General features: G+C 69.4%; 11 protein-coding genes. 10 read left to right on the forward strand and 1 reads right to left on the reverse strand.

Going from position 1 to position 24654, the window contains the following annotated elements; translation table 11 throughout:
- Nucleotides 1-2: 2 nt before the first annotated feature.
- Genes F8S13_17845 through F8S13_17885 form a run of 9 tightly spaced genes read left to right on the forward strand, consistent with a single transcriptional unit; the run spans nucleotide 3 to nucleotide 21478 of the window.
- A complete protein-coding gene (locus F8S13_17845; protein KAB8141607.1) occupies nucleotides 3-2516 on the forward strand; it encodes a hypothetical protein in 2514 nt (837 codons plus the stop codon).
- 10 nt (nucleotides 2517-2526) lie between these two features.
- Entirely contained in the window at nucleotides 2527-4935 is a 2409-nt protein-coding gene (locus F8S13_17850) for a hypothetical protein (GenBank protein ID KAB8141608.1), read from the forward strand.
- Complete coding sequence (locus F8S13_17855; GenBank protein KAB8141609.1) at nucleotides 4925-6427, forward strand: hypothetical protein; 1503 nt, start codon at nucleotides 4925-4927, stop codon at nucleotides 6425-6427. Before F8S13_17850 ends, F8S13_17855 begins: the two co-directional genes overlap by 11 nt.
- Nucleotides 6424-7827: a hypothetical protein gene (locus tag F8S13_17860; GenBank protein ID KAB8141610.1), complete on the forward strand. Its 1404-nt coding sequence runs from the start codon at nucleotides 6424-6426 to the stop codon at nucleotides 7825-7827. The genes F8S13_17855 and F8S13_17860 overlap by 4 nt, the downstream gene beginning before the upstream one ends.
- 12 nt (nucleotides 7828-7839) lie before the next feature.
- Nucleotides 7840-9954 carry an ATP-binding protein gene (locus tag F8S13_17865; protein KAB8141611.1) on the forward strand — a complete coding sequence of 705 codons (2115 nt, stop codon included), beginning with the start codon at nucleotides 7840-7842 and terminating at the stop codon, nucleotides 9952-9954.
- Between the two features lie 15 nt (nucleotides 9955-9969).
- A complete protein-coding gene (locus F8S13_17870) occupies nucleotides 9970-11028 on the forward strand; it encodes a hypothetical protein (GenBank protein KAB8141612.1) in 1059 nt (352 codons plus the stop codon).
- Between the two features lie 55 nt (nucleotides 11029-11083).
- Nucleotides 11084-17905, forward strand: coding sequence for a DUF4157 domain-containing protein (locus F8S13_17875; GenBank protein KAB8141613.1), 6822 nt, complete (start codon nucleotides 11084-11086; stop codon nucleotides 17903-17905).
- Between the two features lie 15 nt (nucleotides 17906-17920).
- Nucleotides 17921-19120: a glycosyltransferase family 2 protein gene (locus F8S13_17880; GenBank protein KAB8141614.1), complete on the forward strand. Its 1200-nt coding sequence runs from the start codon at nucleotides 17921-17923 to the stop codon at nucleotides 19118-19120.
- Between the two features lie 39 nt (nucleotides 19121-19159).
- Complete coding sequence (locus F8S13_17885) at nucleotides 19160-21478, forward strand: glycosyltransferase (GenBank protein KAB8141615.1); 2319 nt, start codon at nucleotides 19160-19162, stop codon at nucleotides 21476-21478.
- On the opposite strand, the gene F8S13_17890 is transcribed toward F8S13_17885, so the two are convergent.
- Nucleotides 21447-22358 (reverse strand): hypothetical protein, encoded by a 912-nt coding sequence (locus F8S13_17890; GenBank protein KAB8141616.1) that lies wholly within the window; start codon nucleotides 22356-22358, stop codon nucleotides 21447-21449. The genes F8S13_17885 and F8S13_17890 overlap by 32 nt on opposite strands.
- A 636-nt stretch (nucleotides 22359-22994) precedes the next feature.
- On the opposite strand from F8S13_17890, the gene F8S13_17895 reads away from it, so the two are divergent.
- Entirely contained in the window at nucleotides 22995-24629 is a 1635-nt protein-coding gene (locus F8S13_17895; protein ID KAB8141617.1) for a glycoside hydrolase family 5 protein, read from the forward strand.
- The last annotated feature ends 25 nt before the right edge of the window (nucleotides 24630-24654 follow it).

Below are 24654 nucleotides of genomic sequence, written 5' to 3' on the forward strand. Positions count from 1 at the left end.
GAGTGGACATCAACCAGACACAGTTTCACCTGATAGCTGGCCAGGGCGACTGGGGCCGCTGCCGCATCGCGGGCGACGCCGCCACGCTCGGCGAGCGCTGGGCGCAGCAAAGCGAGGCCAGCGACCCGGCCAGCCGCCCGCCCCCGCCGCCGCTGGCCTGGGATGCGACGCGGCGGGCGGTGCGGCTGGCCTCGCGCGTCAGCCACTTCCGCGCGCCACGGGCCAGCTCGCCCCTGCCCCCCGAGGCGCGGCGCGGCGCGGCCCGCGACCGCTACGGCCACTGGTACTGGATCGACCCCGCGCGCCAGGGCATCCGCTTTCTGCCAGCGGGGGCGGTCGAGTCGCGGGCGTTCTGGAGCCAGCCGCAGGCCGAGGCGGCCCGCTGCGTGGTGGGTGCCGATTTCGCCAGCTGTACCCCGGCCAGCCCTGTGCCGCGCCTGCTCTCCGGCCTGGCGGTGACTGCCCGCCACTATCTGGTGGTGGGCGACCTAGCCCAGCGCGGCCTGCTGCTCTTCGACCTGCACGGGGGCGGCGAGCCGCTGCTGCTGCGCTGGCCTGCCGACCAGCCCTTCGCCCCCTGGGATATCGCGGCCACCCCCGACAGCAGCCTGCTCATCCTCGACCGCGAGCACCAGCAGATCTGGCGGCTCGATCCGAACTTTCGGGTCGTGGCCGACCTGATCGATGGCGGCGAGGCCCTGTTCCAGCCCGCCGACCCGGCGCTGCCGCGCAGCGAGCAGCCAGACCAGGCCTTCCCTAGGCCCACCCAGGTCGATGCGCTTATCCCAGGGGTGGCGATGGATCTGATCAGCATCGAGCCAGGGCCGGGCGGCAGCGTGCTGCTGCTCGATAGCCACCCATCGCGCAGCTTCTCGCAGATCTACGTGCTGCAGCAGGGTGCGCTGGCGGCGGTGCTCTCGCTTGAGGATGCGGTGGAGGTGGCCGACGACAGCCCCGGAGGTGATGGCAGCCGTGCCTTCTCGGTGCGCGGCCACGACATGGCCTACCTGCCGCCCAGCGCGGGCTGTGGCTGCGGCTGCGGCCAGTGTGAGGCCGAGGGCGACATGGCCTACCCGCTGTACGTGGCCGAGCAGAGCGGCAACCAGGTGTTCGCCTTTGCGCTCGACCAGAAGGACTGGGACACCGCCGCGCCGCCCACCGAAGTGCCGCCCGCCAGCGGCGAGTATCTGCCGCTGCGGCGCTGGGGCGCGAAGGCCCTGGTGGCGGCGGGCGATCTGGTGTTCTACGACTTCCGCGACCGCTGGGTGCCGCTGGCCCCGTTCGTCGAGTGCCACTACGAGCAGCGCGCGGTGATCGAGACCGCGCTCCCGCCAGCCGACATCCCCGGCGCTCCGTTTGATAGCGCCACCATTGGCTGCGTGTGGCACCGGCTCACCCTCGACGCCCAGATCCCCGCCGGGACGGCGGTGCGCATCGAGGCGCGGGCCGCCGACGACCTGGCCCTGCTGGAGCAGATGCTCTGGCTGCCCCAGCCCACGCCCTACCTGCGCGGCGATGGGGCCGAGCTGCCCTTCTACGCGCCATGGGATGACCTGCGCGGGGCCGCCGCCGAGGAGCGCGACCAGGCCGGCACATGGGAGCTGCTGTTTCAGGAGCTGCGCGGGCGCTACATCCAGCTGCGGCTCACCATCCTGGGCAGCGGCAGAGCCACGCCGACCCTGCGGGCGCTGCGGGCCTGGTTCCCGCGCTTCTCCTACGCCGAGCGCTACCTGCCCGCCATCTACCGCGAAGAGCCAAGCTCGGCGTCATTCATGGAGCGATTCCTGGCCAACTTTGAAGGCTTCTACACCGCCCTGGAGGAGAAGATCGAGCACAGCGCCGCCCTGCTCGACCCGCGCAGCGCCCCGCCCGAGACGCTCAGCTGGCTCGGGTCGTGGCTGGGCATCAGCTTCGACCCGCTGTGGAGCGAGCAGCAGAACGAGCAGCGCCAGCGCTTCTTCATACGCCACGCCGAGCGCTTCTACCGCACACGCGGCACCGTGGCCGGGCTGCTCAGCGCGGTGCGGCTCTACCTAGGCTGCGCGGTCGACGAGCGGATCTTTGACGAAGCTGGGGCCGAGGGCGTGCGCGTGCGGGTGATCGAGCGCTTCCGCACGCGCGGGGTGGGCGGCCTGGCCTACGGCGACCCGACCGAGGGCGGCGACCCGACCCTGGTGCCGCTGACGCCCGCGCATGTGGCGGCCAGCGCCCACCGCTTCACCCTGCTGGTGCCCCACGACCTGCCCGCCCAAGATCTGGCCATGGTCGAGCGGATCGTGGCGCTGGAGCAGCCCGCCCACACCATGGTAGAGCTGAAGCGCTACTGGGATCTGTTCCGCGTCGGCGAGGCGCGGCTGGGGGTCGACACCGCGCTGGGCGAGAGCGGCAGCTTTGTCGCCACGCTGCTCGGCGCGGGCTATCTGGCCGAGACCTACCTTGAGGCTTCGTACCCGTTTGACCTAGAAGATCGCATGATCAGCGACCGCGACATGCTCGGCGAGCTACCGGCGCTATGAGGAGAAGGCGATGTGCGCGTGCAATAACTGTTCAGGATCGGTCAGCATCGGCCAGGCGGCGGAGAGCATCGCGGCGACCCAGGGCGTCACCCAGCGCTGCGTCTCGCTGGCGTCTGGCGCGCTCAGCCCCGACCAGCGCGTCAGCTACGAGTTCGGCATGGTGCTGGGGGTGGATGACTTCCGGCAGGAGCAGCTCTACTTCCTTGAGAAGGAGTATCAGCACAACCGTGGCCTACATGGCTTTGGGACAGTCTACGGGCTGCGGGTGCTGGTGGCACCGCCCCAGGGCAGCCAGGAAGACCTGCAGATCACGGTCGAGCCTGGCATGGCGATCGACCAGTATGGCCGCGCGATCGTGGTGCGCAGCAGCCAGTGCGCCCGGCTGGGCGCGTGGCTGGCCAAGCAGGTGCAGGCCGACCCAGGGCTGATCGAGCGGCAGCGGGCGGGCATATCGGGCGATCTCTCGCTGTATGTGGTGCTGCGCTACGCCGAGTGCGCCGACGCGCTGGTGCCCATCCCCGGCCAGCCCTGCGACAGCGCCGCCGATAGTATGGCCCCCTCGCGCATCCGCGACTCGTTCGCGATCGAGCTGCGTTGGGAGCCGCCCGCCATGCCCGCATGGGATGCCGTGCGCCGCTTCGGGGCGCTCACCGGCCTGATCCGCGCGGTGCCCGGCCTGCCGCCGATCTACTCCGACGAGGCCCTGCTGGCCGACCTGGTGCGGCTGCTGGACGACCCCGAGGCCTTCGCCAGCGCGCTCGACACCATGCTGGCCGGGTCGCTCTCCGACGCGCCGCGCGAGCTGTTCCGGCTGCCTGCCGAGGATGCCAGCGCCGCGCTTGACCGGCTCTACACCATCTGGGCCAGCGAGGTGCGCCCGCGCCAAGGGCTGCCGCCCGAGCTGAGCGCCCCCGAGCCGCCCGCCGAGGCCGGGGTGCTGCTAGCCAAGATCGACTTCCTGCCCGAGGAGCCGTTCGACCCGCAGCAGCCCGCCATCGCCTACCCGCTGGATGCCAGCGGAGCGCCCGCCCAGCCCAGCGCCGAGGGCAGGCCCTTCCTGCTCCACACCCAGCTCATCCAGGAGCTGCGCACGCCCGGCGCGGCCACCGAGAAGCGCCCGTTCGCCACGCTGGCCGCGCGCGATGGCTCGACGCTGCGGGTGTGGCTGCACTACCCCGAGATCGTCGACCTTCCGGCGGCCAGCGCGCTGGAGCTGACCGTCGAGGGCGGGCCGGTGTCCCTCCGCGAGATCGTGCCGGTCGGGCCGAACATCTTCGACCTGCTAATCGAGCCAGCCGAGGTGAGCGAGTCGCCCCAGGGGCCGCCGCTGCGGCCTGGCGCGCTGGTGGCGCTCGGCTTTGTGCTGGCCGAGGTGGCCGCGCTCGGCCTGCCGCTGATCGAGACGATCGACACCCAGGCGGTCGACTACCTTGGCCGCGCGGGCGGGCTGATCACCGCCTACACCGTGGTGAGCGACACCGCCGCCATCAGCACGCCCGCCCAGGAGTTCGCCACGGTGCAGAGCGTGCTGATCGATGGCGCGCTGCGGTTCCGGGTGTGGTTCCACACTCCTGCGCCGATCATTCTGCCGAACACCATCACCGTGCAGCGCGGGGTGGGCGACAGCGCCACCCAGCACCGCTTTAGCGTGGTGCCCACCACCACCCGCAGCGGCATGCAGTTCTTCTGGGTTCTCGCGCCGCCCACAAACCTACGCCTGAACGCGGGCGACGTGCTGACCTTCCAGTTCGATACCTACGACATCCACCTGGGCGACGGCCGCGTGCTGGCCGACCAGATCGCCGAGTATAACCTCAGCTACCTTGGCCACGATGGGATCGGCAGCATCCGCGCCTACCACATCGTGTCGCCGCCCATCCAGCCCGGCCTCTCCGAGGAAGAGGTCAGCAGGCTTATCCAGGATGCGCTCAGCAGGCTGCCCCAGGCCAGCCAAAAGCCAGCGCTGCCGCTCGCCACGATCTCGCAGGTGAGCGCCAACGCCGATTACTTTGTGCTTGAGCTATGGTTCCACCCCAGCCCCGACCCCGAGTCGAACAAGGTGGCGATCGACCCCAGCTTCAGCACCGAGCAGTTCCGCATACTTGCAGAATTCAGCGAGATCGGCGAGATGGGTGACGTCACGCAGCAGATCGGCGTTGAGCCAGGGCAGCCGAATGTCTTCCATCTGTTTATCAACCAGAATAGCTGGAGAGATATCAGCAGAGGATCGCGCTGGCTGCGCTTCATTTTCTTCAGCGAGCAGATCATGGTCAACGTCGGCGACGAGCAGACCTCGCTCAGCAAGCTCGGCGAGCAGCTGCCCTTCACCTTCGCGGGCAGCTACGGCAGGGCGGGTGAAGATCAGCGCGTGGTCATCTACTACCGTCTGCCCGATCAGGAGGCCAACAATGACCGCTAGCCAGATTCTCGGCAGCACCTATGAGGAAGGACTGAAGGCCCCGCACTACACCAACCGCCGCCTGCTCACCGCCGAGGATCTGCACGCCGATCAGCAGGCCGCGCTGGCGCGGCTGGCCCTGCTGGGCCAGGCGGTGGGCTACGGCGTGGTGCACGGGCTGGGGGTCGAGCTGCTGGGTGGAGCCACGCTGCGGGTCGCCGCCGGGCTGGGGTTCACCAAGGGCGGCCAGCCGGTGCGGCTGCCGCAGGCCACCCAGCTGACCTTCACCACGCCCAGCAGCGCTGGCGCGGCGGCCATCGACGGCGGGCGCTTCCAAGACTGCGCCGTCGCGCTGGGCGGTGGGGCGGCGGGCACGCCGGTGCAGGGCGCATACCTGCTGGTGGCCGCGCCGATCTCGCGGCTGGAGGGCAGCGCGCCGCTCAAAGCCGCTGCGGGCAGCGCCGCCGCACCCGCGTGCGCCGCCCAGTGGGAGGTGGAGGGCCTGCAGTTCCGCGCCATCCGGCTGGATGGCTTCGACGCACAGCAGGGTGTGAATGACACCAACCGCCGCAACCGCCTGGCCCACTGGTGCCTCGGCAGCCTCACCTTCCAGCAGATCGAGAGCGCCTACCTCGCCGAGCCGCAGGAGTACGGCCTGCTGGCCCAGCTCGGCGGGCAGGATGTGTCGGGCTGCGACCTGCCGCTCGCCGTGTTCTACTGGACAGGCGGCAGCATCCGCGACCTCGACCTGTGGAGCGTGCGCCGCAGGCTGGTGCAGTCGGGCGCGCTCAGCATGTACGCCCCGCTGCTCGGCGACAGGCGCACCGCCGAGGGCCAGGCCCGCCTCGCCCAGTTCCAGAGCCACCTGCAGGCGGTGATCGCCGACAGCGTGAACGGCACGGTCAGTGCGGCCAGCGTGTTCCCCATGCTGCCGCCAGCCGGGCTGGTCCAGCTGCAGATCCCATACGGCACCCTCTACCAGGTGGCCTACCGCCTCGCGCAGCGGCTGATCTGGCAGCTGAGCGGCGTAGTGAATGCGATGTTCCCGTTTTTCTCGACCCAGATCCCCTGGAACGAGCATATGATCAGCCAGTGCGCGCAGCTGGCGAGCGAGCACACCAACCAGAGCGGGCTAAGCCACTACAGCTTCTTCGGGCGCGAAAATATCTTCTACACCCTGGTCGACCCCGACACGATCGACGACAAGCTGCGTGCGTCGTGGTACCACAATGCCTTTTCGTCTAGCGCGCCGATCGATCTGTATGTGGCCTATACCGACGTCGCCCAGCTGCTCGCGCCCGAGATCCTCTACGGCGTCGGCATCGTCACCGCCGATCTTAGCCGGTTTGGCATCAGCGCCGCGCTCATCCAAAGCCTGGCCACGCCCATCCTGCTGCAGGAGATCGCCGAGCTGCGCAGGGTGCCGGTCGAAAGCGTGAATCTCACACCGATTCAGCCGATAACCCTGTTTGTCAAGCGTGATCTGATCAGCCAGATAAGCGGTGAGCAATGAGCCAGGCCGACCCCAGCCTGACGATCCAGCGGCTGCGGCTGCGCGCCCGCCCCGGCCAGCAGATCGCCCAGCAGATGCGCGTGGAGCACCTGCTGGGCAGCGCCGATCTGCTGCCCGCCGGTCTGCCCAGCGGCCTCGTGCTGATCATCGATACGCTGCGCATCCGGCTCGACCTGAGCGCGCTGGTGATGCCCCACGCGCAGGTCGAGGCCTTCCGCCAGCATATCGCCCGCTGCTACCACGCCGCCGCACGGCCCGCCGCTGGTGGCCTGGCCCCGGCCCAGCCATACGTGGCCTTCGCCGACCACGCCGAGCTGCTGGCCACCCTCGCGCGCGACATGGCCGATGGATCGGCGGCGCAGCGCTGGTACTGGCGGGCGATCCTTGGGCCGGGCACTACGCGGCCCGGCCAGGCTATGGCCCAGCTGTGGCGGCAGCACGCCTATGCGCTGCCCGCTGCCATGGCCCAGCTTGGCAGCACCGCCACGCGCGCGGTCGCCATGCTGCCCCGCGAGGAGGTCGCCACAGTGGCTGCCGCGCTTAATGCGGCCTACCGCCTAACTTTCAACGATACACCGCCGAGCGATGCCCCAAGCACGCCTGCGCCCTGGCGGCAGTGGCTGGCTCCGCCCGCGCCCGCCCAGCTCGCGCCCGCCGCCGAGCGGCTGCTCGGCACCGCGCTGGCGCTCTGGCACGCGCCGCAGCTGGCCCGCAGCCAGGGCTTCGCAGCCCAGGCCGCCGCGTGGCAGGCCGCGCAGGTGGGGGTAGGCAGGCCAGGGCAGACGCATCTGCCCAGCGCGGCTCGCCCGCCGGAGCTGAAGCAAAAGCCGCGACCGCCTGCGGCCCAGGCCGCGCCGCCCGCAGCAGGGGCCATGCCGACCATGGCCGCAGAAGCTGCGCCGCCCCACGCCTACGAGGGCGTGGCCACGCGGCTGGGCGGCGTGCTCTACCTGATCAACCTGCTGGGCGAGCTTGGCTGGCCCAGCTATGCGCCCGATCCATGCGGCCCCGCGACCATCGGCGGCTGGCGGCTGCTGGCCATGCTCGCGCGGGCCATGCTGCCCGCCGCACCCGCCGCCGATCCGCTCTGGGATGCGCTGGAGCAGCTCGCCCCGCCGCCCGAGGGCGGCCACCCGCCCGCCGACGCCGCGCAGGAGGCCTGGCTGCAGGCCCAACTGCGGCTGGTGGGCGATCTGCTGGCGGCGCGTCTGGATGAGCAAGATCAAGAGCGGGCATACGCCCACCTGCGCGTGCCGGGCAGGCTGGTAGCAGGGCCGACCCACGTCGACATGTTCATGGCCCTCGACAGCATCGACATCGCCGCGCGCCGCGTCGGGCTCGACCGCGACCCCGGCTGGGTCGCCGAGCTGGGGCGGCTGGTGCGCTTCCACTATGACTGAAAGTTGGCTGCCATGAGCGAACGGTTTAGCGAAGCTCGCGAGATCCTGATCGAGCCAGCCGCGCCCAGTGGGCCAGATGGCCATTTCCGCCTGTGGATGTACCGCGCGATCAGCCGCATGCTCGCCAATCTGCGCGCCATCGACGACGCAAACGCCTTGGAGAGCTTCCCTTTTCTGGCGCAGTACGAGTCAGCGCTGGCCAGCATCATGCCGCCCGCGCTCGGCCCCGAGGATGGCGACCTGTGGTGGCAGCAGCAGATCGCAGCCTACGAGCAGGGCGAGCGGTGCCAGCTGCCGCTGCGCAACCTCGCCGAGGCGCTCAGTCTGGATGATGAGGAGCGCCTGCTGCTGCTAGCTGTCGGACTGATCGAGGAGGACGTGCGATTCGGCTCGCTGTTCACTGCGCTCCAGCCGACCAGCCACATCCGGCGGCCATCGATAGGCATGCTTGGCTGGCTGCTGGCCACACCTGGCGCTCTCGCCCGCGACCTATGGCCAGCCAGCCGCACGCTGATCGACCACGGACTGCTGAGCGTGGCCAACCGCGACAGCCCGCGCGCCGAGTGGGCGCTGCAGGTGCCGCTGCCGCTCTGGGATGCGCTGCGCGGCCAGCCGGGCAGCCAGGCCGCCGTAGGCGTCGCCAGCCACCCTGCCAGCCAGTTCCCCGACCTGGCCGACATGGTGCTGCCCCCGGCCCTCCACCAGCAGGTCTTCCGCCTGCCCGCGCTGCTGGCCCAGGGGCAGGTGGGCGCGCTGGCCCTGCGCGGCATGCGCGGCAGCGGGCGGCGCACCCTGGCCGGGTCGGTGGCGCGGGCGATCGGGCGCGACCTGCTGGTGTGCGAGAGCGCCGCGCCAGACAGCGCGGCCTGGCAGCTGATCGGGCCGCTGGCTAGCATCGCCGGTGCGCTGCCGCTGCTGCGCTGCGACCCCGGCCCAGGCGTGGCGCTCGATCTGCCGCTGCTGCCCGGCTACCGTGGGCCGGTGGCGCTCACCCTCGGCGCGGGCGGCGGCATCTGCGGGCTGCTGGTCGCCCAGAGCCTAGGCCTCAGCCTGCCCATGCCGGATGCCGCTGCCCGCCGCAGCTTCTGGGTGCGCACCGCCCTACCCATGCCGGAAACCACGCTCGACGAGCTCTCTCAGCGCTTCCTGCTCAACGGCGGGCATATCGCCCGCGCCGCGCCGCTGGCCCGCGCCTACGCCACGCTGGCTGGCCGCACATCCGTCGACCTGCCCGACGTGCAGCAGGCCGCGCGCACGCTCAACCGCCAGGAGCTAGAGACCCTGGCCACCGCCCTTGAGCCGATAGCGGGGCTGGATGCGGTGGTGGCCGCCAGCAGCGCCAGCGACGACCTGCGCGCGCTGCTGGCGCGCTGCCGCGCCCGCGAGCTGCTGTGCGACACCGCCGGGCCAGCCTTCGCCAGCAGCCTCAACCGCGGCGTGCGCGCCATGTTCACCGGCCCCAGCGGCACCGGCAAGACCCTGGCGGCGCGGGCGCTGGCGGGCGCGCTGCAGATGGATCTCTACCGCGTCGACCTGGCTGCAGTGGTAAACAAGTACATCGGCGAGACCGAGCGCAACCTCAACATGGTGCTGAGCCGGGCCGAGGAGCTGGATGTGCTGCTGCTGCTCGACGAGGGCGACGCCCTGATGGCCGCGCGCACCGATGTGCGCAGCGCCAACGACCGCTACGCCAACCTGGAGACCAACTATCTGCTGCAGCGGCTGGAGAGCTACCAGGGCATCGTGATCATCACCACCAATGCCAGCAGCCGGATCGACCAGGCCTTCCTGCGCCGCCTAGATGCCACCATCGAGTTCGCCCCGCCCGAGGCCAGCGAGCGCGCCGCGATCTGGCGGCTGCACCTGCCAGCGCAGCACGCCCTGAGCGCCGCACTGCTGGGCGAGGTGGCGGTGCGCTGCGCGCTCACCGGCGGCCAGATCCGCAACGCCGCCCTGCACGCAACCCTGCTCGCCATCGGCGAGGGCGCGCCGCTGGGGGATGCCCACCTTGAGGCCGGGCTGCTGCGCGAGTATCGCAAGGCGGGCGCGGCCTACCCGCTGCGCGGCGCGAGCGCGCAGGCCAAGCAGCTTGGGCGGCTGCAGCAGTTCGCTGGCGATCTGGGATAAACAAACGAGGAAGCTATGACCACCGACCATGAGCAAGATCAGGCGACCAGCAGCCCGGCCAGCACGCCACAGACATCCGGCACCGACAAGCTGCGCGAGCGTATCGGCGATGCCCTGCTCAACCAGCAGTACCCCAGCGCCGTCGCGCAGCTGTCGACGCTTTCGATCAGCGCCATGGTCGCGATGCTCCACAGCCTGTATATCACCTACCCTTTTTCGCCGCTGATCGCGCATCTGAAAGGGCAGCAGGGCAGCACCAACCAGGTGGTGCTCGCCGCGCTGTATATTGTCACTGGCGAGAAAGAGGAGAAGATCACCCCCTTGTTCAGCGCGCTCAGCACCGACCAGCAGAGCGAGCTGCGCAAGCAGCTGGATGAGCGGAAATCAGCGCTGGCGCTGCTGCGCTCGCTCAATAATCCGCTGCTGCAGAGCATCGCCGTGCCGCCCCTGCTACTGCCATCAATTCCACCTCCGCTGGTCATCCCGCCCCTGCCCGCATCGCCCGACAGCGCCCTGATCGAGGGGGTCAAGAAGGCGATCACCGCCGCGACCGATGGCGTGACGATCCGCAAAGGGCCAGCCAGCGCCAATCTCTCGGTGTCAGGCCTCACCACCTCGCTGCAGGCCAAGGGCGCGACCTTTAGCCTGATCGCTTTTCCCATGAATCTGACCTTCGAGACCTCGTACAAGGGCCTCTTCTTCTCCGCAAAGCTCTCCGAGCAGCGCTGGGATATGCAGCTAACTTTCTCGCTCAAAGATCCCATCCCCAGCATCGCCAGCCTCAGCAAGATCTTTAGCGAGGGCGAGCAGTCGATGCGCAAGATTGTCGCCCAGGGCATGACGTTCAGGAACCTCAACGACATCTCGCGTATCCAAGATGCGATCAAGCCCTACACCCAGCCCGTGAGCGATGCAGTCTCGGCGGCCAAGGGCATCGCCGGGGCCGCCGATGCCAAGCCGTTTCAGATCGTGCCCGGCATCACGGCATCGGGGCCTGGGCCATTTTCCACGCCCGGCGCGCCCGATGTGCCAAAGGGCCAGGAGCTACAGCTTACGATCACGGTGAGGTTCTAGACCGCCGTACCGGTTATGTCTAGCCGGGCTTGATATTTCGTTGGGTAGAACAGCTATGGAAAAAGCCAGCGCACCTGCCCGTACAGCCGCACCAGCAAAGCCGACCCAGTCGCCCGCTGCCGCACCGCACAGCCAGGCGCATGCTGTACCTGCCAAGGCGGGCGAGCCGCATATCGAAGCCAGCAGGCCGCCGTGGGCCAGCCGTGTGGATGTTGGCAGCGCCAGCGCCGCCCCGCCCGATGGCAGCCAGCGCGATCAGCCGCCCGAGGAAGACCTGGCCACGCGCATCCAGCAGGCCCGTGGCGGCGGGCGCTCGCTCGACATGGCCCTGCGCAGCCACCTTGAGGCGGCCCTGGGCAGCCCGCTGGGCCAAGTGCGCATCCACACCGATAGCGAGGCCGACAGGCTGGCCCAGCAGCTTGAGGCGCGAGCATTCACCAGCGGCCACGATATCTTCTTGCGACATGGGGCGTGGTCGCCCGGCACGGTCGCGGGCCGCCAGCTGATCGCCCACGAAGCCGCCCATACCATCCAGCAGGCGCGCGGCCCGGTCGCAGGCGTGCCGGGGCCTGGCGGCGTGGCGGTCAGCAGCCCCGGCGACGCGTTCGAGCAGGCGGCCCGCGCGGCGCTGCAGCTTGCGCCAGCGGCCTGCGCGCCTGCCGCCGCGCCAGCCAGCCAGCAGGTCAGCGTGCAGCGCGACACCGGGCAGGGCAGCTCCGCCGTCCACCCGACCGAGATCATCGCCGCAGATTTCGAAAGCGCCGCCACACAGGCATCAGCGCTGCTCCTGCCCAATAGCCGGGCCAACACCGCCATCACGATCACCGACGGCACCGCGATCCGCGTCTATAACGGCAATGGCAGCCCGATCACGCAGCGCATGCCATTTCGTGCGCCGCGCTCGATACCCGCCGGAACCTATGTCTACGGCCTCGGCGATGTGCAGCACGAGCGCTATCTGCTGCACCGCGTCTACCATCATAACGATGGGCGGCCATTCATTGACCCCGCAGTCGCATCCATCCAGGGGGCCGAGGGGCAGGCCAGCCAGCACCTATTCCTGAACGAGCAGCTGAGCAGCGCTGACGCACAGACCTTTGCGAGCGCGCTGGGCGAGCGTGGCATGGTGGTGGTGCCCGGCCATCCGATCGCCGACTCGGGAGCGCAGGGCAGTGGGCAGGAGGGGCCGCCCCGGCGCTCGCGGCCTCGGCACGCCAGCGCCGATGGCCAGTTCAGCGGCGGCAGCCGCACGGCCAACCTGCCGCCCTTCCCAGCCGAGATTATCGGCCCAGCCATGCAGCCAGCGGGGGGGCTGGGCAGCTACCGCATGCAGCTCGCCTTCAACACCTTCGACCCAACGCCGATCGGCGGCGTCGCCGAGGCGATGCGCTCTGTCGACTACCGCTGGGAGCTGATCAGAATCCCCGAGGAGATCATCAGGCGCACTGATCAGCGGATCTCGCAGCAGATGTCGATCGACCAGAACCAGAGCATCCAGCCTCCCTCGCCCGCCGAGCCGCTGCAGACCGACGCAACCCGCACGCTCGAAGAGCTGCAGCAGGATGCCCGGCGTGGCGCGCTCTCGCCGCGCCGGGTCGACCGCTCCGAGGGCAGCGACTACCGCCATGCCGAGATCAGCCGGTCGCACCGCGAGGACATGCGCACGGTCGAGCGCAATCACGCGGTGTGGCGGGTGCTGCTCCAGAATGAGATCACCATCTCAACTGGTTGGCAGCACCTCTTGGCCTACGCCTCGGATCTGGGCGCGATGATCGGCGACGATAGCTCCGAGCGCGACATCCCCTGGCCGCGCCGCGAGGGCTGGTATGTGGTGCGCTGCGTGGCCCAGCCCGAGGCTAGCGGCGAGTACCGCCGCGCGGCCAGCGTGCAGGTCAAGCTGGTCGAGGTGCGCTCGCAGCAGCGGCTGGCCCAGGAGGAGCTGGATCGTCCTGATGCAGACATCAAACAGCGCGATGCCCAGATCCACCAGCTGGAGGACCGGCTGAGCCATATGAGCGCCGACGACCCGCTGCGGCCTGCGCTGGTAGAGCAGCTGGCCCAGATGGGTCGCTATCGCGCCCGAGCCGTGCTGCGCACCAGCGGCGATCTTGCCTCTATGCTCGATGCCGAGCTGGCGGATGCGCGGATGGTGCTTTCGCTGCTCAATGACCTCAAGCGCGAAAACCTGAGCGCTGAAGCCATCACCAACATCAAGCGCCAGCTTGCCGACCTCGGCATGACCAGCAGGAACATCGACGCGATCATCGCGAGCGGGAACCATGTCGACTTCATCCTACGCCACGAGCTACGGGATACGGCCAGCCGGATCGATCGCCTAGACGAGCAGATTGAGCTGCTGAGAGACCGTGGCGGCGATATGGTGGCAGGCCAGATCATCCGGCCCCGCGCGGTCTTCACCAGCCGCGTGACCGGCCAGACCTTCCCGCTGCTGCTACAGATCGGCCCATCGAACACCCCAGCCGAAAATGGGGCCGCCTTCGCGTACATGGTCTCGGATGTGACCACGCCGGATGGCCAGGTGGGCCATGGCACCGGGTCCAGCGCGGCAGCTGCGGCCACGGCGGCGGTCGCCAACTTCGCGCAGCAGAACGAGTATGGGCGCGGCCTGCTTGTGGTGGTGATGCCAAGCGGGGCCTCGCTTCAGCTCAGCCGCACCAACTTTAGCAACCGGCCCGGCGACGAGAACATCGCCCGCAGCCGCATCGGCGATGTGGTGGCGGCCCTGGCCGCTATCGGGCTGCTGGCCACCGGGGCGGGGCTGGCGATTGGCGCAACGCTCACCACCGCTGGCACGGTCCTGGGCGCGGCATCGGGAATCCTGGGCGCGGTGCAGGGCGGCGACAACCTGCTGCGCCGCTGGCGCGAGCATCGGCTGCGCTTCGATGCGACATGCATCAACGATCTGCTGGCGGTGCTGGGCGGGGTAGCCATGGGCGTGAGCATGATCGGGAATCGCATCCGGATCGTCACCAGCGCGCGGTTCTTCACTATGGTCGATATGGGCGTGGGGGCCGAGCGCATACTGCAGGCCGAGCAGACCATGACCCGCGCGATAAGCTTTGTGGATGCGATGCAGCGTGTGGAAAACCTGATCGGCGACGTGGGCTTTGTCTGGGGCAACCTGGTGACGCTCGACCAGATCATGGCGATCAACGCCGCCGAGGCACGGGGCGAGCTAACCCACGCCGCCGCCGCAGGCCAGCGCGCGAGCATCATCGCCGGGGCCATCCCAGGGGCTATCCAGTTCGCCGTGGGCATGCACCAGCGGATCAACGCACCAGATTCGGTCGGCCCGCATATCGACCCGCGCCGCCAGCGCCCCGACACAGGCCAGCCCCATGGCGAGCCAGGCCACCCCGCCCCGCAGGATAGCCAGCCCCATGGCGAGCCAGGCCACCCCGCCCCCGCCCACGACAGCGCCGCAGAGCCGCCCCCCCAGCAGGCCGCGCCGCAGAGTGAGAGCGCCCAGCCCGCCGACCAGCGGACGGCATCCGGGGCCAGCCCCAGCCGACCGCCAGCGGCCCCCGCCGACACCGCCGACCCAGCCCGCGCGGCGCGGCTGGCCGACCACCAGCGCTTTGTCGAGGCCGGTCGGGCGCGCCTGCGCGAGTCGCGCCCGACCGCACGCTCAAGCCAGCCCGAGCTTCCGAGCGGCCATGAGCAGCGCAACCTAACCCCAGACAACGCCTATCAGGCATACGAGCAGGCGGTAGCGCGGGCGGGCGACCGCGAGGTTGGGCTGTGGTTCAACCCCAACACCGGCGAGTACGCTGTGACCGTCGGCAGCGAGCACGCCGTACGTTCGCCCGATGGCGAGGGCTGGCAGGGCACGCTACACATCCACCGCAACCCCGAGAACATCCTAACCCTGCGCAACCCAGCGCCCGCCGATGTCTGGAACACGGTGATGGCGGCACTGCGCAACGGCAGGCCGACCACCGAGTTTGTCGAGGCCCAGCTGCCCGATGGCTCGCGGCGCACCACCGCCGTCACCGTCGACCCGAGCACGCGCGCGGTCACGCTAGAGTATCACACGCCTGAGGGCGAGGTGAGACGCCAGACATTCGACTCGATCGACGCCTATGTGGCCGAGTATACCAGCCGCGACCGCGCGATCGACCCGGAGAGCAGCGCGTATCGCTGGATGATCCACGACCTGGATGACTACTACAATGCGCGGCGACGCGATGCGGGCGTGCGCACCGCAGCGGGAACATTGCCCCCCGAGCCAGGCCATGCGCAGCCCCATAGCGACACGCCTGCGGCAGCGCCGCCAAGCGCCGCGCAGCATCCGGCAGGCGCGGCCACCGGCCCCGAGGCCCCGGCGGCCCAGCACGCCCTCGCCGATCTGCTCTACCAGCTGCAGCAGCCCGCCCGCCCGCACCCGCCAGCTGGGCTTTCGCCTGTGCACGCCGCCGCGCGCGAGATCATCCGCAGCGTCGGCGACTGGCGCAGCGGCATCGGGCGCATGCTAGCGGGGATAGAGCATAGCGGCGAGCGCGCTCGTGCGGCGAGCGCCCTGGTCGAGGCCCGCCAGCGCATCATCGACTACGTCTACGAGCGTGTGCTTCGCGCCTACCCCGATGTCTACATGACCAATGCGGGCACCATAGCGCTCACCAGCGATATCGACATCACCATCAAGCCGATCGAGCAGCGCGCCGACTTTCAGGGCACGCCCCGCGATCCCGCAGCCCAGCTGCGCTCAGCCGCCGAGGCGGCGCAGTTCTTCGCCGATCAGCTGCGCGCCACCGTGGGCGGCGAGATCGACCATGTGATCGACACCAACATCTATGGCTATGCTGGCGAGGGCAACATGGGGGCTGCGGCCAGCACACCCCAGGGCCGCGCCACGCTGGCCGACGCCAGCAGCGTCGCCGGGTTTGCCGCGCAGCTGCGCGGCCAGGGGCCAGAGGCATGGGCGCGCTTCCTCAGCGAGCTAAACGCCCGCTTCGCCAGCGACACCACGCCCGAGGGACAGGCCGCCGCCGCCCGCCTGCGCGGCCTGGTCGAGTCGGCCCGCAGCTTCGCCGCCGCCCGCGAGGGCGAGTACAGCCGCACCCGCGAGGCCACACAGGCCACCCACCCCGACGCCACCAGCGCCGTGATCGATCGGATGACCCGCGAGGCGCTCATCCGCCAACACTCGGCGGAGCTTGCCAGCGAGTTTGCGCGCACCCCGCCCGATCTGGCCCGCATCGCCGAGCTTCAGGCCCAGATCCGCTGGTTCCAGACCGATGCCTATGTCAGCAGCGGGGCGATCGATCAGGCGGTCACGCACCAGCAGGGTCGCCGCGCCGCTGGCAGCAGCGCCGCAGCGGCGAACGCGGGCGATGCGGCCTCCCAGCGCAGCCGCCAGGATCTTGAGCAGCGCCTCACTGCGGCGCGGCAGGCCCTGGCCGACCTGAACGCCCAGTCGCCACCCGCCCCCGAGGCCGAGCGCCAGCGTGCGCGCGATCATCTTGAAAACCTTGAGCGGCAGCTCTTCGACGAGGTGCGCGCCGATTTCGCCCTGCTGGATCAGGTCGATCAGCGACACGCCCCCCAGCCGACCGATCGGCTCGCCTCCTCGGCTGCGGCGGCCTCGGAGAACCTCGGCATGATGCAGCATCATCTGGCCGCCAGTGGCACCACCCTCGGCGCACGGGTGAAGATCGCCTGCAAGTATGGGGGCCGCATCCTGCTGGCCGAGCATCTGGCCGGGCTCGGCACTAGCTCGCCCGAGATTCAGGCGCTGATCGGGCTGTTTACCTCAAGCCGCTGGTCGGCGTTCGAGGGCAGCGCCATGCCCGATCTCCTGATCAGCCGCATGCTGATTCACTATGCCATGACAAATGGTATGGCGCATCAGGTGATCCGCGATACGGCGGGCCGGGCCACCGGGGTGCGCGATACCGTGCGCGAGGCATTTATCGCGGGCGTGCAGACTTGGGCACCGCAGGCGGTTATACGGCTGCACCTGATCGAGTCGACCGCACCACGACCTGCTGCGCCACAGGCACCGCAGCAGCCCGCACCCGCACAGGCCGCGCCCGCACCACAGCCCGCGCCACAGCCCGCGCCCGCGCCACAGGCGGCACCCGCACAGGCCGCGCCCGCGCCACAAAGGCCGCCGCGCACCAACGCGAGCATGGTGCAGAGCGGGACAGCCCGCTACGTCGATCCGCTCGGCCAGATCACCGCAGCGGGCGCGGCATTCCTGCGCAGCCACTTCGAGCGCGCAACCCAGACCGGCAGCCGATCCACAGCCACGATGAGCGATGCCGAACTATCCCACGAGCTTGCGCAGAACTGGCGCTGGCTTGAGGCGCTGAACTTGGCCGAGCTAGCGCACCAGTGGCAGGCGCTCGGCGGCCCCGTGACCGATCTGCGCAGCCGGGCTAGCGGCACCGCGTTCGCCTTCGCACGCGCATCGATCAGCATGCGCTCGCTGCTCCGCTATATCAACCGCGCTATCGCCGCCCATACCAGCCTGCCGCCCGGCAACGGCAACGTGCTCAACACCGACACTGGCACCTATCTGCGGCAGCTCATAGCCAGCAACGACCCGCTGATCACACCTATCATCAATGAGATCAAGAGCCGATTTCCCAACGACTGGCGGCAGTTCGAGCGGGGCGGGCGGATGGCCATGTTTGGCGATACGACTGGCGCTATCGGCAACAAGCAGCCCGATATTGTAGAGATCGACCTGGCAGCGCGGCGGATCGCGATCACCGACATCACCCAGGCATACAATGATCCACGCCACCACCTGAAGACAGCCCTCTACATGCGGGTGTTCGAGTCGATGTTCTCTGGCTTCACGGTGGTGGGCAGCGACTACCGCAGGCCCGGCCAATCGCGCGATTTCTAGAATGGAGCACCGCCCATGGCCCTTGCCCTGAGCAGAGAAAGCACATTCGACCAGCTGGCCCAGTCCTGGGGGCGCGCCACCCACGGCGACCCCGAGGCCCAGCAGCGCTGGCAGGTGGCCGAGGGCGGCGGGTGGGAGTGGCGCGGCGACCGCCTCACCGCGCGCGGTGCCGAGTGGAGCGCGCTGGCCTGGCGCAGCTGCGGCCCCCAGACTATGGCCGCGCTTGGCAGCTTCGCCATCGAGGCCACGGCCTCGGGCCACGCTCAGCTAGCCGGGCTAAGCCTCGGCCCCTACAAAGATTTCCTCACCCCGCTGGATGGTGGCTCGCACCGCCTGCGGCTTGAGGTGGAGCAGGGCAGCGGCTGCTGGCGGTTTCTGGTGGATGGCGAGCTGCAGCTGCGCGGCTGGTGGGATGCGAAGATCGCTGGTGTGGCCGACCTGCTAGATGGCGAGCTGTGCCTCAAGGCCTACAACGCTGCCGAGGCCGAATTCTCGCAGGTGCGGGTCGAGCAGCTGCCCGCCACGGCCTGCGAGATCTCGGTCATCCTCACGTGCAACCGCTTCCTGCAGCGCCTGCGGGTGACGCTGCGCAACTGGTGCGCCCAGCACATGCCCATGGGCAGCTACGAGGTGCTGGTGGCCGCCCCGCCTAGCGACGACGGCTGCTACCAGCACCTGGGCGCGGTGGCCCGCAGCCACCCCCACGTGGCCCTGCGCGAGGTGCCTATCGATGAGGCGATGGCCATGAACAAAGGGGCCATGCTCAACCGCGCCGTCGCCAGCAGCCGGGGGCGCTGGGTGCTGTTCACCGACGCCGACTGCCTATTTGAGCCGAGCGCCCTGGCCACCCTGCACGCCCACCTGCGCTCCGCCCGGCCAGCGCTGCACTACGGCGAGCGCTACCACCTGAGCGAGGCCCAGACCGACGCGCTGCTCGCCGGGCGGGCCGATGGCCTGCACGACTTCCCGCAGCTCTTTCGCCACGCGCACCGCAGCTGGGTCGACCGCGCGCCGTGGGGCTACCTGCAGGTGGTGCCGCGCCGCCTGCTTGAGCGCGTGCCCTACCCGCAGCATATCAACCACTTCGCCCACGCCGACAGCCTGTTTATCGAGCAGTGCGAGAAGCATGGCCTGCGACCCGCCCAGGTGCCTGGGCTGCGCTGCCTGCACCTCGTCCACCCGTTCGCGTGGTATGGCACCGATACCTTTCTGTAGCCACGACATAGATACATAGCGATGATAGGAGCAGCGCCTATGCGCACCGTCTGCATTGGCGTGATGGTTCACGCCCAGCCCGATCAGCTGCAGGCCACTCTGCGGGCGCTCTGCGCCCACACGCCCGCCGCCGCCCAGCTGCTGCTGCTGCCCGATGGCCCCGACGCCCCCGCCAGGGCGCTGCTGGCCCGGCTGGGCGGCATCCCCCAGCACGCCACCGCCGAGCCGCTGGGCGCCGCCGCCTGCTTCAACCGCCTGATCGCCGCGACGCAGGCCGACGTGCTAGTGCTAATCGAGAGCGGCGCGCTGGTGGGCCCCGGCTGGCTCGATCACCTGCTGGCCGCGCTCGAAGCCAGCCCCGGCCACGGCCTCGCTGGGCCATCCACCAACCGCTGCTGGAACGAGCAGGCCGCCTTCCCCAACACCCAGCCCACCCCGCAGGCCATCGCCGACGCCGCGCGGGCGGCCCAGCGGCAGTTTGGCAGCGCCACCAGCACCCTGGAGCCGCTCTACAGCCTCGCCGACTTCTGCTACGCCGTCACTCGCGCCACCGTGCGGGCGGTCGGCCCCGCCGACGAGGGCTACGGCCTCGGCCCCTGCTGGGAGATGGACTACAACGTGCGGGCGGCGCGGCTGGGCTTCCAGGGCGTCTGGGTGCGCGGGGCCTACGTCCACCGCCTGCCCCCCACCCCGCGCAGGCAGCGCGAGGACCACCGCAGGATGGTCGAGAGCCGTCGCCGCTACCAAGACTCCTTCTGCGCGCTGCGGCTCAGCGGGCGGCGCGCCGACTACGAGCCGCACTGCCGGGGCGACAGCTGCGAGCACTTCGCCCCGCACGCGCTCTTTGGGCACCAGGGCGCGCAGCCCGGCCCAGCCACGCCGCCCGCCCGCGCGAGCGCGATCATATCGGCACCCTCACATCCCATGGTCAGCTGCATCATGCCCACGCGCAACCGCCCCGAGTACGTGCTGCAGTCGGTGCGCTACTTCCAGCGCCAGAGCTACCCCGAGAGCGAGCTGATCATCATCGACGACGGCGCGCCGGGCCTGGCCGAGCAGCTGCCTGACGACCCGCGCATCCGCTACCAGCACCACAGCCAGCAGCGCAGCATTGGGGCCAAGCGCAACCACGCCTGCGCGCTGGCCAGCGGCGAGTATATCGCACACTGGGATGATGACGACTGGTACAGCCCCGACCGCCTGAGCGCCCAGGTGGCCCCGCTGGCGGCTGGCCGGGCCGACATCACCGCGCTGCTCACCGCCGAGGTCTTCGACCTAGGCACATGGTCGTTCTGGCGCTGCTCGCCCGACCTGCACCGCAGCATGTTTATCGAGGATGTGCACGGCGGCACCCTGGTCTACCGCCGCCAGATCTGGGAGCGCACCGCCCGCTACCCCGACCGCTCGCTGGCCGAGGATGCCGCGCTGCTGCGCCAGGCCATCCGCTATGGGGCGCGACTGCAGCGCGTTGATGGCGAGCGCCTGTTCATCTACCTGCGCCACGGCAGCAACAGCTGGTCGTTCCGCTGCGGCGCGCCCGAGGATGGCGGCTGGCTGCCCGCCGCCGAGCCAGCCCAGCTCGCGCCCGATCGCGCCTTCTACCAGGCCCGCGCCCAGGCCGGTGCGGCGGGGCCGACCCCGCTGGTCAGCTGCATCATGCCCACCGCCGATCGGCGCGGCCTCGCGGCGCTGGCCATCCGTAGCTTCCAGCGGCAGCGCTACCCCCACCGCGAGCTGATCGTGGTGGATGATGGCGATGATCCGATCGACGACCTTGTGCGGGGCGATCCGCAGATCTGCTATATCCGCCTGCCGCAGCGCACCGTGCTGGGCCAGAAGCGCAACATCGCTTGCCAGGCCGCCCAAGGCGAGCTGATCTGCCACTGGGATGACGACGACTGGATGTCGCCCGAGCGGCTGGGGGTTCAAGTCGCCGCGCTGCTGCGCCAGGGGGCCGGGGCCTGCGGCATGAGCCAGCTGCTCTACTACGACCCGCAGAGCGAGGCGGCCTGGATCTACCGCCACACCGCGCCGGGCCGCCGCTGGGTCGCGGGCAACACGCTGCTCTACCAGCGCTCGCTCTGGCAGCAGCGCCCCTTCGCGCCGATCGGCATCGGCGAGGACACCCGCTTCCTGTGGGGGCTGCCGCCGGGGAGCCTGCTGCCGCTGGCCGACCTGCACCTGTACGTGGGCCTCATCCACGGCGGCAACACCGCGCCGAAGCGCACCGCCAGCGCGGGCTGGCAGCGCCGCGCACCCCAGCAGATCCAGGCTCTGCTCGGGCCAGCCCTGCCCGAGTATACCGCGGCCAGCGCCTGCACCATGGTCAGTGTGGGTCGCGCGGGGCGCGCTCGATAGCGTCGATGTAGGTTTTGATCTGCTGCTGCAGCACATTCAGCGCCGACCACATCTGGCGCAGATCGCCGACGATCTGGCCGATCGGGGCCGCTGCACCGATGGGGGCGGGGCGCTCCACCTCCAGACGCTCGGCGCGGATCTGGTCGGCAAGGTGCAGCGTCTGCTGCGATGGCTCGATGCCAAGCTCATCGGCCAGCGCCGACGAGCAGCGCTGGAACTGGCGCAGCGCTTCGCTGCGATCCCCGGCGAGGTAGTGCAGCTGCATCAGGTGGCGGTGCGTGCGCTCGCGCGTGCGGTCGTGGCGCAGAATACGCTCGCCGTAGCCGACCCCGGCCTCGTAGCGCCCGTGCGCCAGGCAGTGCTGCACCAGGCGGTCGAGCATGCCCAGCAGGCGCATCACCTCGCGCTCGCGCTCGTACAGGCACCACTCCTGGTAGCAGCCCTCCAGCAGGTCGCCCTGGTACAGCCGGACCGACTGATCGAGCAGCTGTGCGTCGGCGGCGCTCAGCTGCGCTGGCGCGGTATCTTTCACCCGCGCGTCGGCAGCGCCAAAGTCCAGCGCATCCACCCACACCAGCGGCGTGATCTTCACCTGCACCCACTCTGGCTCAACCAGCAGCAGCGCCGTGCCCGCCGTGCCCGCCTGCTCAAGCGCTGTCTGCAGCTGCCATAGCGTGTGGCGCAGCTGCTTGCGCGCCTGCGCGGTGGGGCTGTCGCACCACAGCAGCGTGGCCAGCACCTCGCGCGCGTGGATCTGCTGGTGGTTCAGCACCAGGTAGCAGAACAGCTCCTGAACCTTACGATGCTCGAAGCCGGCGATCGTCGCCCCGCAGTATTGGACAAGCATCCTGCCAAACAGTCGCACACACAGCTCAGCCATCCTCGGCCCCCTTACCACGAAGACACATACCTGTGTCTACTTCCTTTGCTGCTGCGGCGAAAGACATCAGCCGCCTCGTGCTCTGCAAGTGGTTTCTGCGGCGGGTGGGGCAAAATGATCCAATGCTGCCGCGTAAACGATGCGAATCTGCGGCTATAACGCTCAAGTATGGCCAGATTCGCTATGCGGTGCTATACCATCCCCCGGTGGTGGGCGCACGCGCGAAGCGCGCAGCGGGGTGGCTGGGGGCATAGCCTCACAGCATCACCCTGCCCCATAGATCAGAGCACACGCTTTGCTCCATGAACGAGCGAAAAGCGCTCTTTCTAATACGCCGCTCGTAGGAAAACGATAGGTTGATGCTACATCTTGTCCTAGTATGGAAGGCTTTTTGAATCTACACGTTATGGCGACGCATGTCAACTACCTAACAACATTCCAGCAACACCCGAGATAAAGGCGGTCAGCAGCGGCTCGCCCCACAAGCCTGCCGCCGCCCCCCTCGCTAGCCCGCACCTAGTTCCGTTGCCCGCCCTTCAGCCCTTCTGCATGCCACCCCAGCCGTGACGCTGCCGTGACGCTGCCGTGACGCCCCATCGCTAAGATCCGCTCGTTACGCTGTGCCTATCATGCGACATGCGGCCACCTGCGCGAGCTATGCGCGGGCAGGTGGCCGCATGTCGCAGAGCAGCACGCAGCAGCGATAGCAGATACGCTATGCTGGTTGAAGAGGAGCCAACTATGCGAACAACGTCGTTTCTATCAATCTTCCGCACATGCCTGTGCCTGCTGGCGCTGGTGCTGCCAGCGGCAGCCAGCGCCCAGACCCAGACTCTGCCCACCGCCGCGCAGGTGGCCAGCCAGATCAAGGTCGGCTGGAACGTCGGTAACTCGCTCGAGGTGCCCGGCGGCGAGACCAACTGGGGCAACCCCGCCGTCACCCAGCAGCTGATCAGCAGCGTGAAGGCCGCCGGGTTTAACGCCATCCGCATCCCCGCCGCCTGGGATAGCCACGCCAACCAGACCACCATGCAGATCGACGCCGCGTGGCTGGCCCGCGTGAAAGAGGTGGTAGATTACGCCCACGGCCAAGGCATGTACGTGATCATCAACATCCACTGGGATGGCGGCTGGCTGGAGGAGCACCCGCTCTACTCGTACCAGACAGCGGTGAACGCCAAGCAGCAGTCCTACTGGACGCAGATCGCCAACTACTTCAAGAGCTACGACGAGCGGCTGCTGTTCGCAGGCACCAACGAGGTGCACGACGGCTACGGCACGCCCACCGCCGAGAACATCGCCGTGCAGCAGTCGTACCTGCAGACCTTCGTGAACGCGGTGCGCGCCACCGGCGGCAACAACGCCACCCGCACGCTGATCGTGCAGACCTACAACACCAACGCCTGGCACGGCCTCGACTACTTCACCCTGCCCACCGACACCGTGAGCAACCGGCTGATGGTCGAGATCCACCACTACGACCCCTACGACTACACCCTGAACATGAGCGGCAGCTGCCTCTACTGGGGCGCGCCCTACCCGGCCCAGAGCGCCTGTTCGTGGGCGCAGGAAAGCTACGTCGACGACCTGTTCGCCCGCGTCAACGCCAAGTGGGTCGCCAAGGGCGTACCGGTGATCATCGGCGAGTATGGCGTGGCCACGCGGCCCAATCTCGACCTGGCCTCGCGGCAGTACTACCTGGAGTACACCAACAAAGCCGCCGCCAAGAACGGCATCAAGACCTTCTACTGGGACAACGGTGTGCTGCCCTCGCAGAGCAACGGCTTCGCACTGTTCAACCGCAGCACCGGCGCAGTCATCGACCAGGGCGCGCTGAGCGCCGTGCTGCGCGGTGCAGGTACCACTGTGCCCACCGCCACACCGGTGAGCGGCACCGCCACGCCCACTCGCACCGCCACCGCCACGCCCACCCGCACCGCCACACCGGTGAGCGGCACCGCCACGCCCACCCGCACCGCCACGCCGGTGCCGCCCACCACGCCTACCGCCACGCCGCTGAGCGGCGCGGCCTGCAGCCCGGCCACCGCAGTCGCCGCCCCATTCAGCTTCGACGGCGCGGGCAGCTACTGCTGGAAAATCGACAGCATCCCGAGCTACATCAACTCGTGGAATCTGACTAGCCTGACGATCAACGGCGTGAGCTTCGCCAACAAGTACACCACGCCCAGCCAGCTGCCCGCAAAGATCAATGGCTCGTGGTACGTGAGCTACTCGGGGGGCTACGCCTGGAGCCACTTCGAGGCCAAGTAGCGCGCCCCTACGGTAGATCGCCTAT

The organism is Chloroflexia bacterium SDU3-3 (assembly GCA_009268125.1).
In the GTDB taxonomy this organism is placed as follows: Bacteria; Chloroflexota; Chloroflexia; order Chloroflexales; family Roseiflexaceae; genus SDU3-3.

Excerpts from the sequence above, each read along its gene's own strand:
- F8S13_17865 (KAB8141611.1), top strand. The coding sequence starts at position 7,840 with ATGAGCGAACGGTTTAGCGAAGCTCGCGAGATCCTGATCGAGCCAGCC.
- F8S13_17890 (KAB8141616.1), bottom strand. The coding sequence starts at position 22,358 with ATGGCTGAGCTGTGTGTGCGACTGTTTGGCAGGATGCTTGTCCAATAC.
- F8S13_17880 (KAB8141614.1), top strand. The coding sequence starts at position 17,921 with ATGGCCCTTGCCCTGAGCAGAGAAAGCACATTCGACCAGCTGGCCCAG.
- F8S13_17870 (KAB8141612.1), top strand. The coding sequence starts at position 9,970 with ATGACCACCGACCATGAGCAAGATCAGGCGACCAGCAGCCCGGCCAGC.
- F8S13_17850 (KAB8141608.1), top strand. The coding sequence starts at position 2,527 with ATGTGCGCGTGCAATAACTGTTCAGGATCGGTCAGCATCGGCCAGGCG.
- F8S13_17875 (KAB8141613.1), top strand. The coding sequence starts at position 11,084 with ATGGAAAAAGCCAGCGCACCTGCCCGTACAGCCGCACCAGCAAAGCCG.
- F8S13_17855 (KAB8141609.1), top strand. The coding sequence starts at position 4,925 with ATGACCGCTAGCCAGATTCTCGGCAGCACCTATGAGGAAGGACTGAAG.
- F8S13_17885 (KAB8141615.1), top strand. The coding sequence starts at position 19,160 with ATGCGCACCGTCTGCATTGGCGTGATGGTTCACGCCCAGCCCGATCAG.
- F8S13_17860 (KAB8141610.1), top strand. The coding sequence starts at position 6,424 with ATGAGCCAGGCCGACCCCAGCCTGACGATCCAGCGGCTGCGGCTGCGC.
- F8S13_17895 (KAB8141617.1), top strand. The coding sequence starts at position 22,995 with ATGCGGCCACCTGCGCGAGCTATGCGCGGGCAGGTGGCCGCATGTCGC.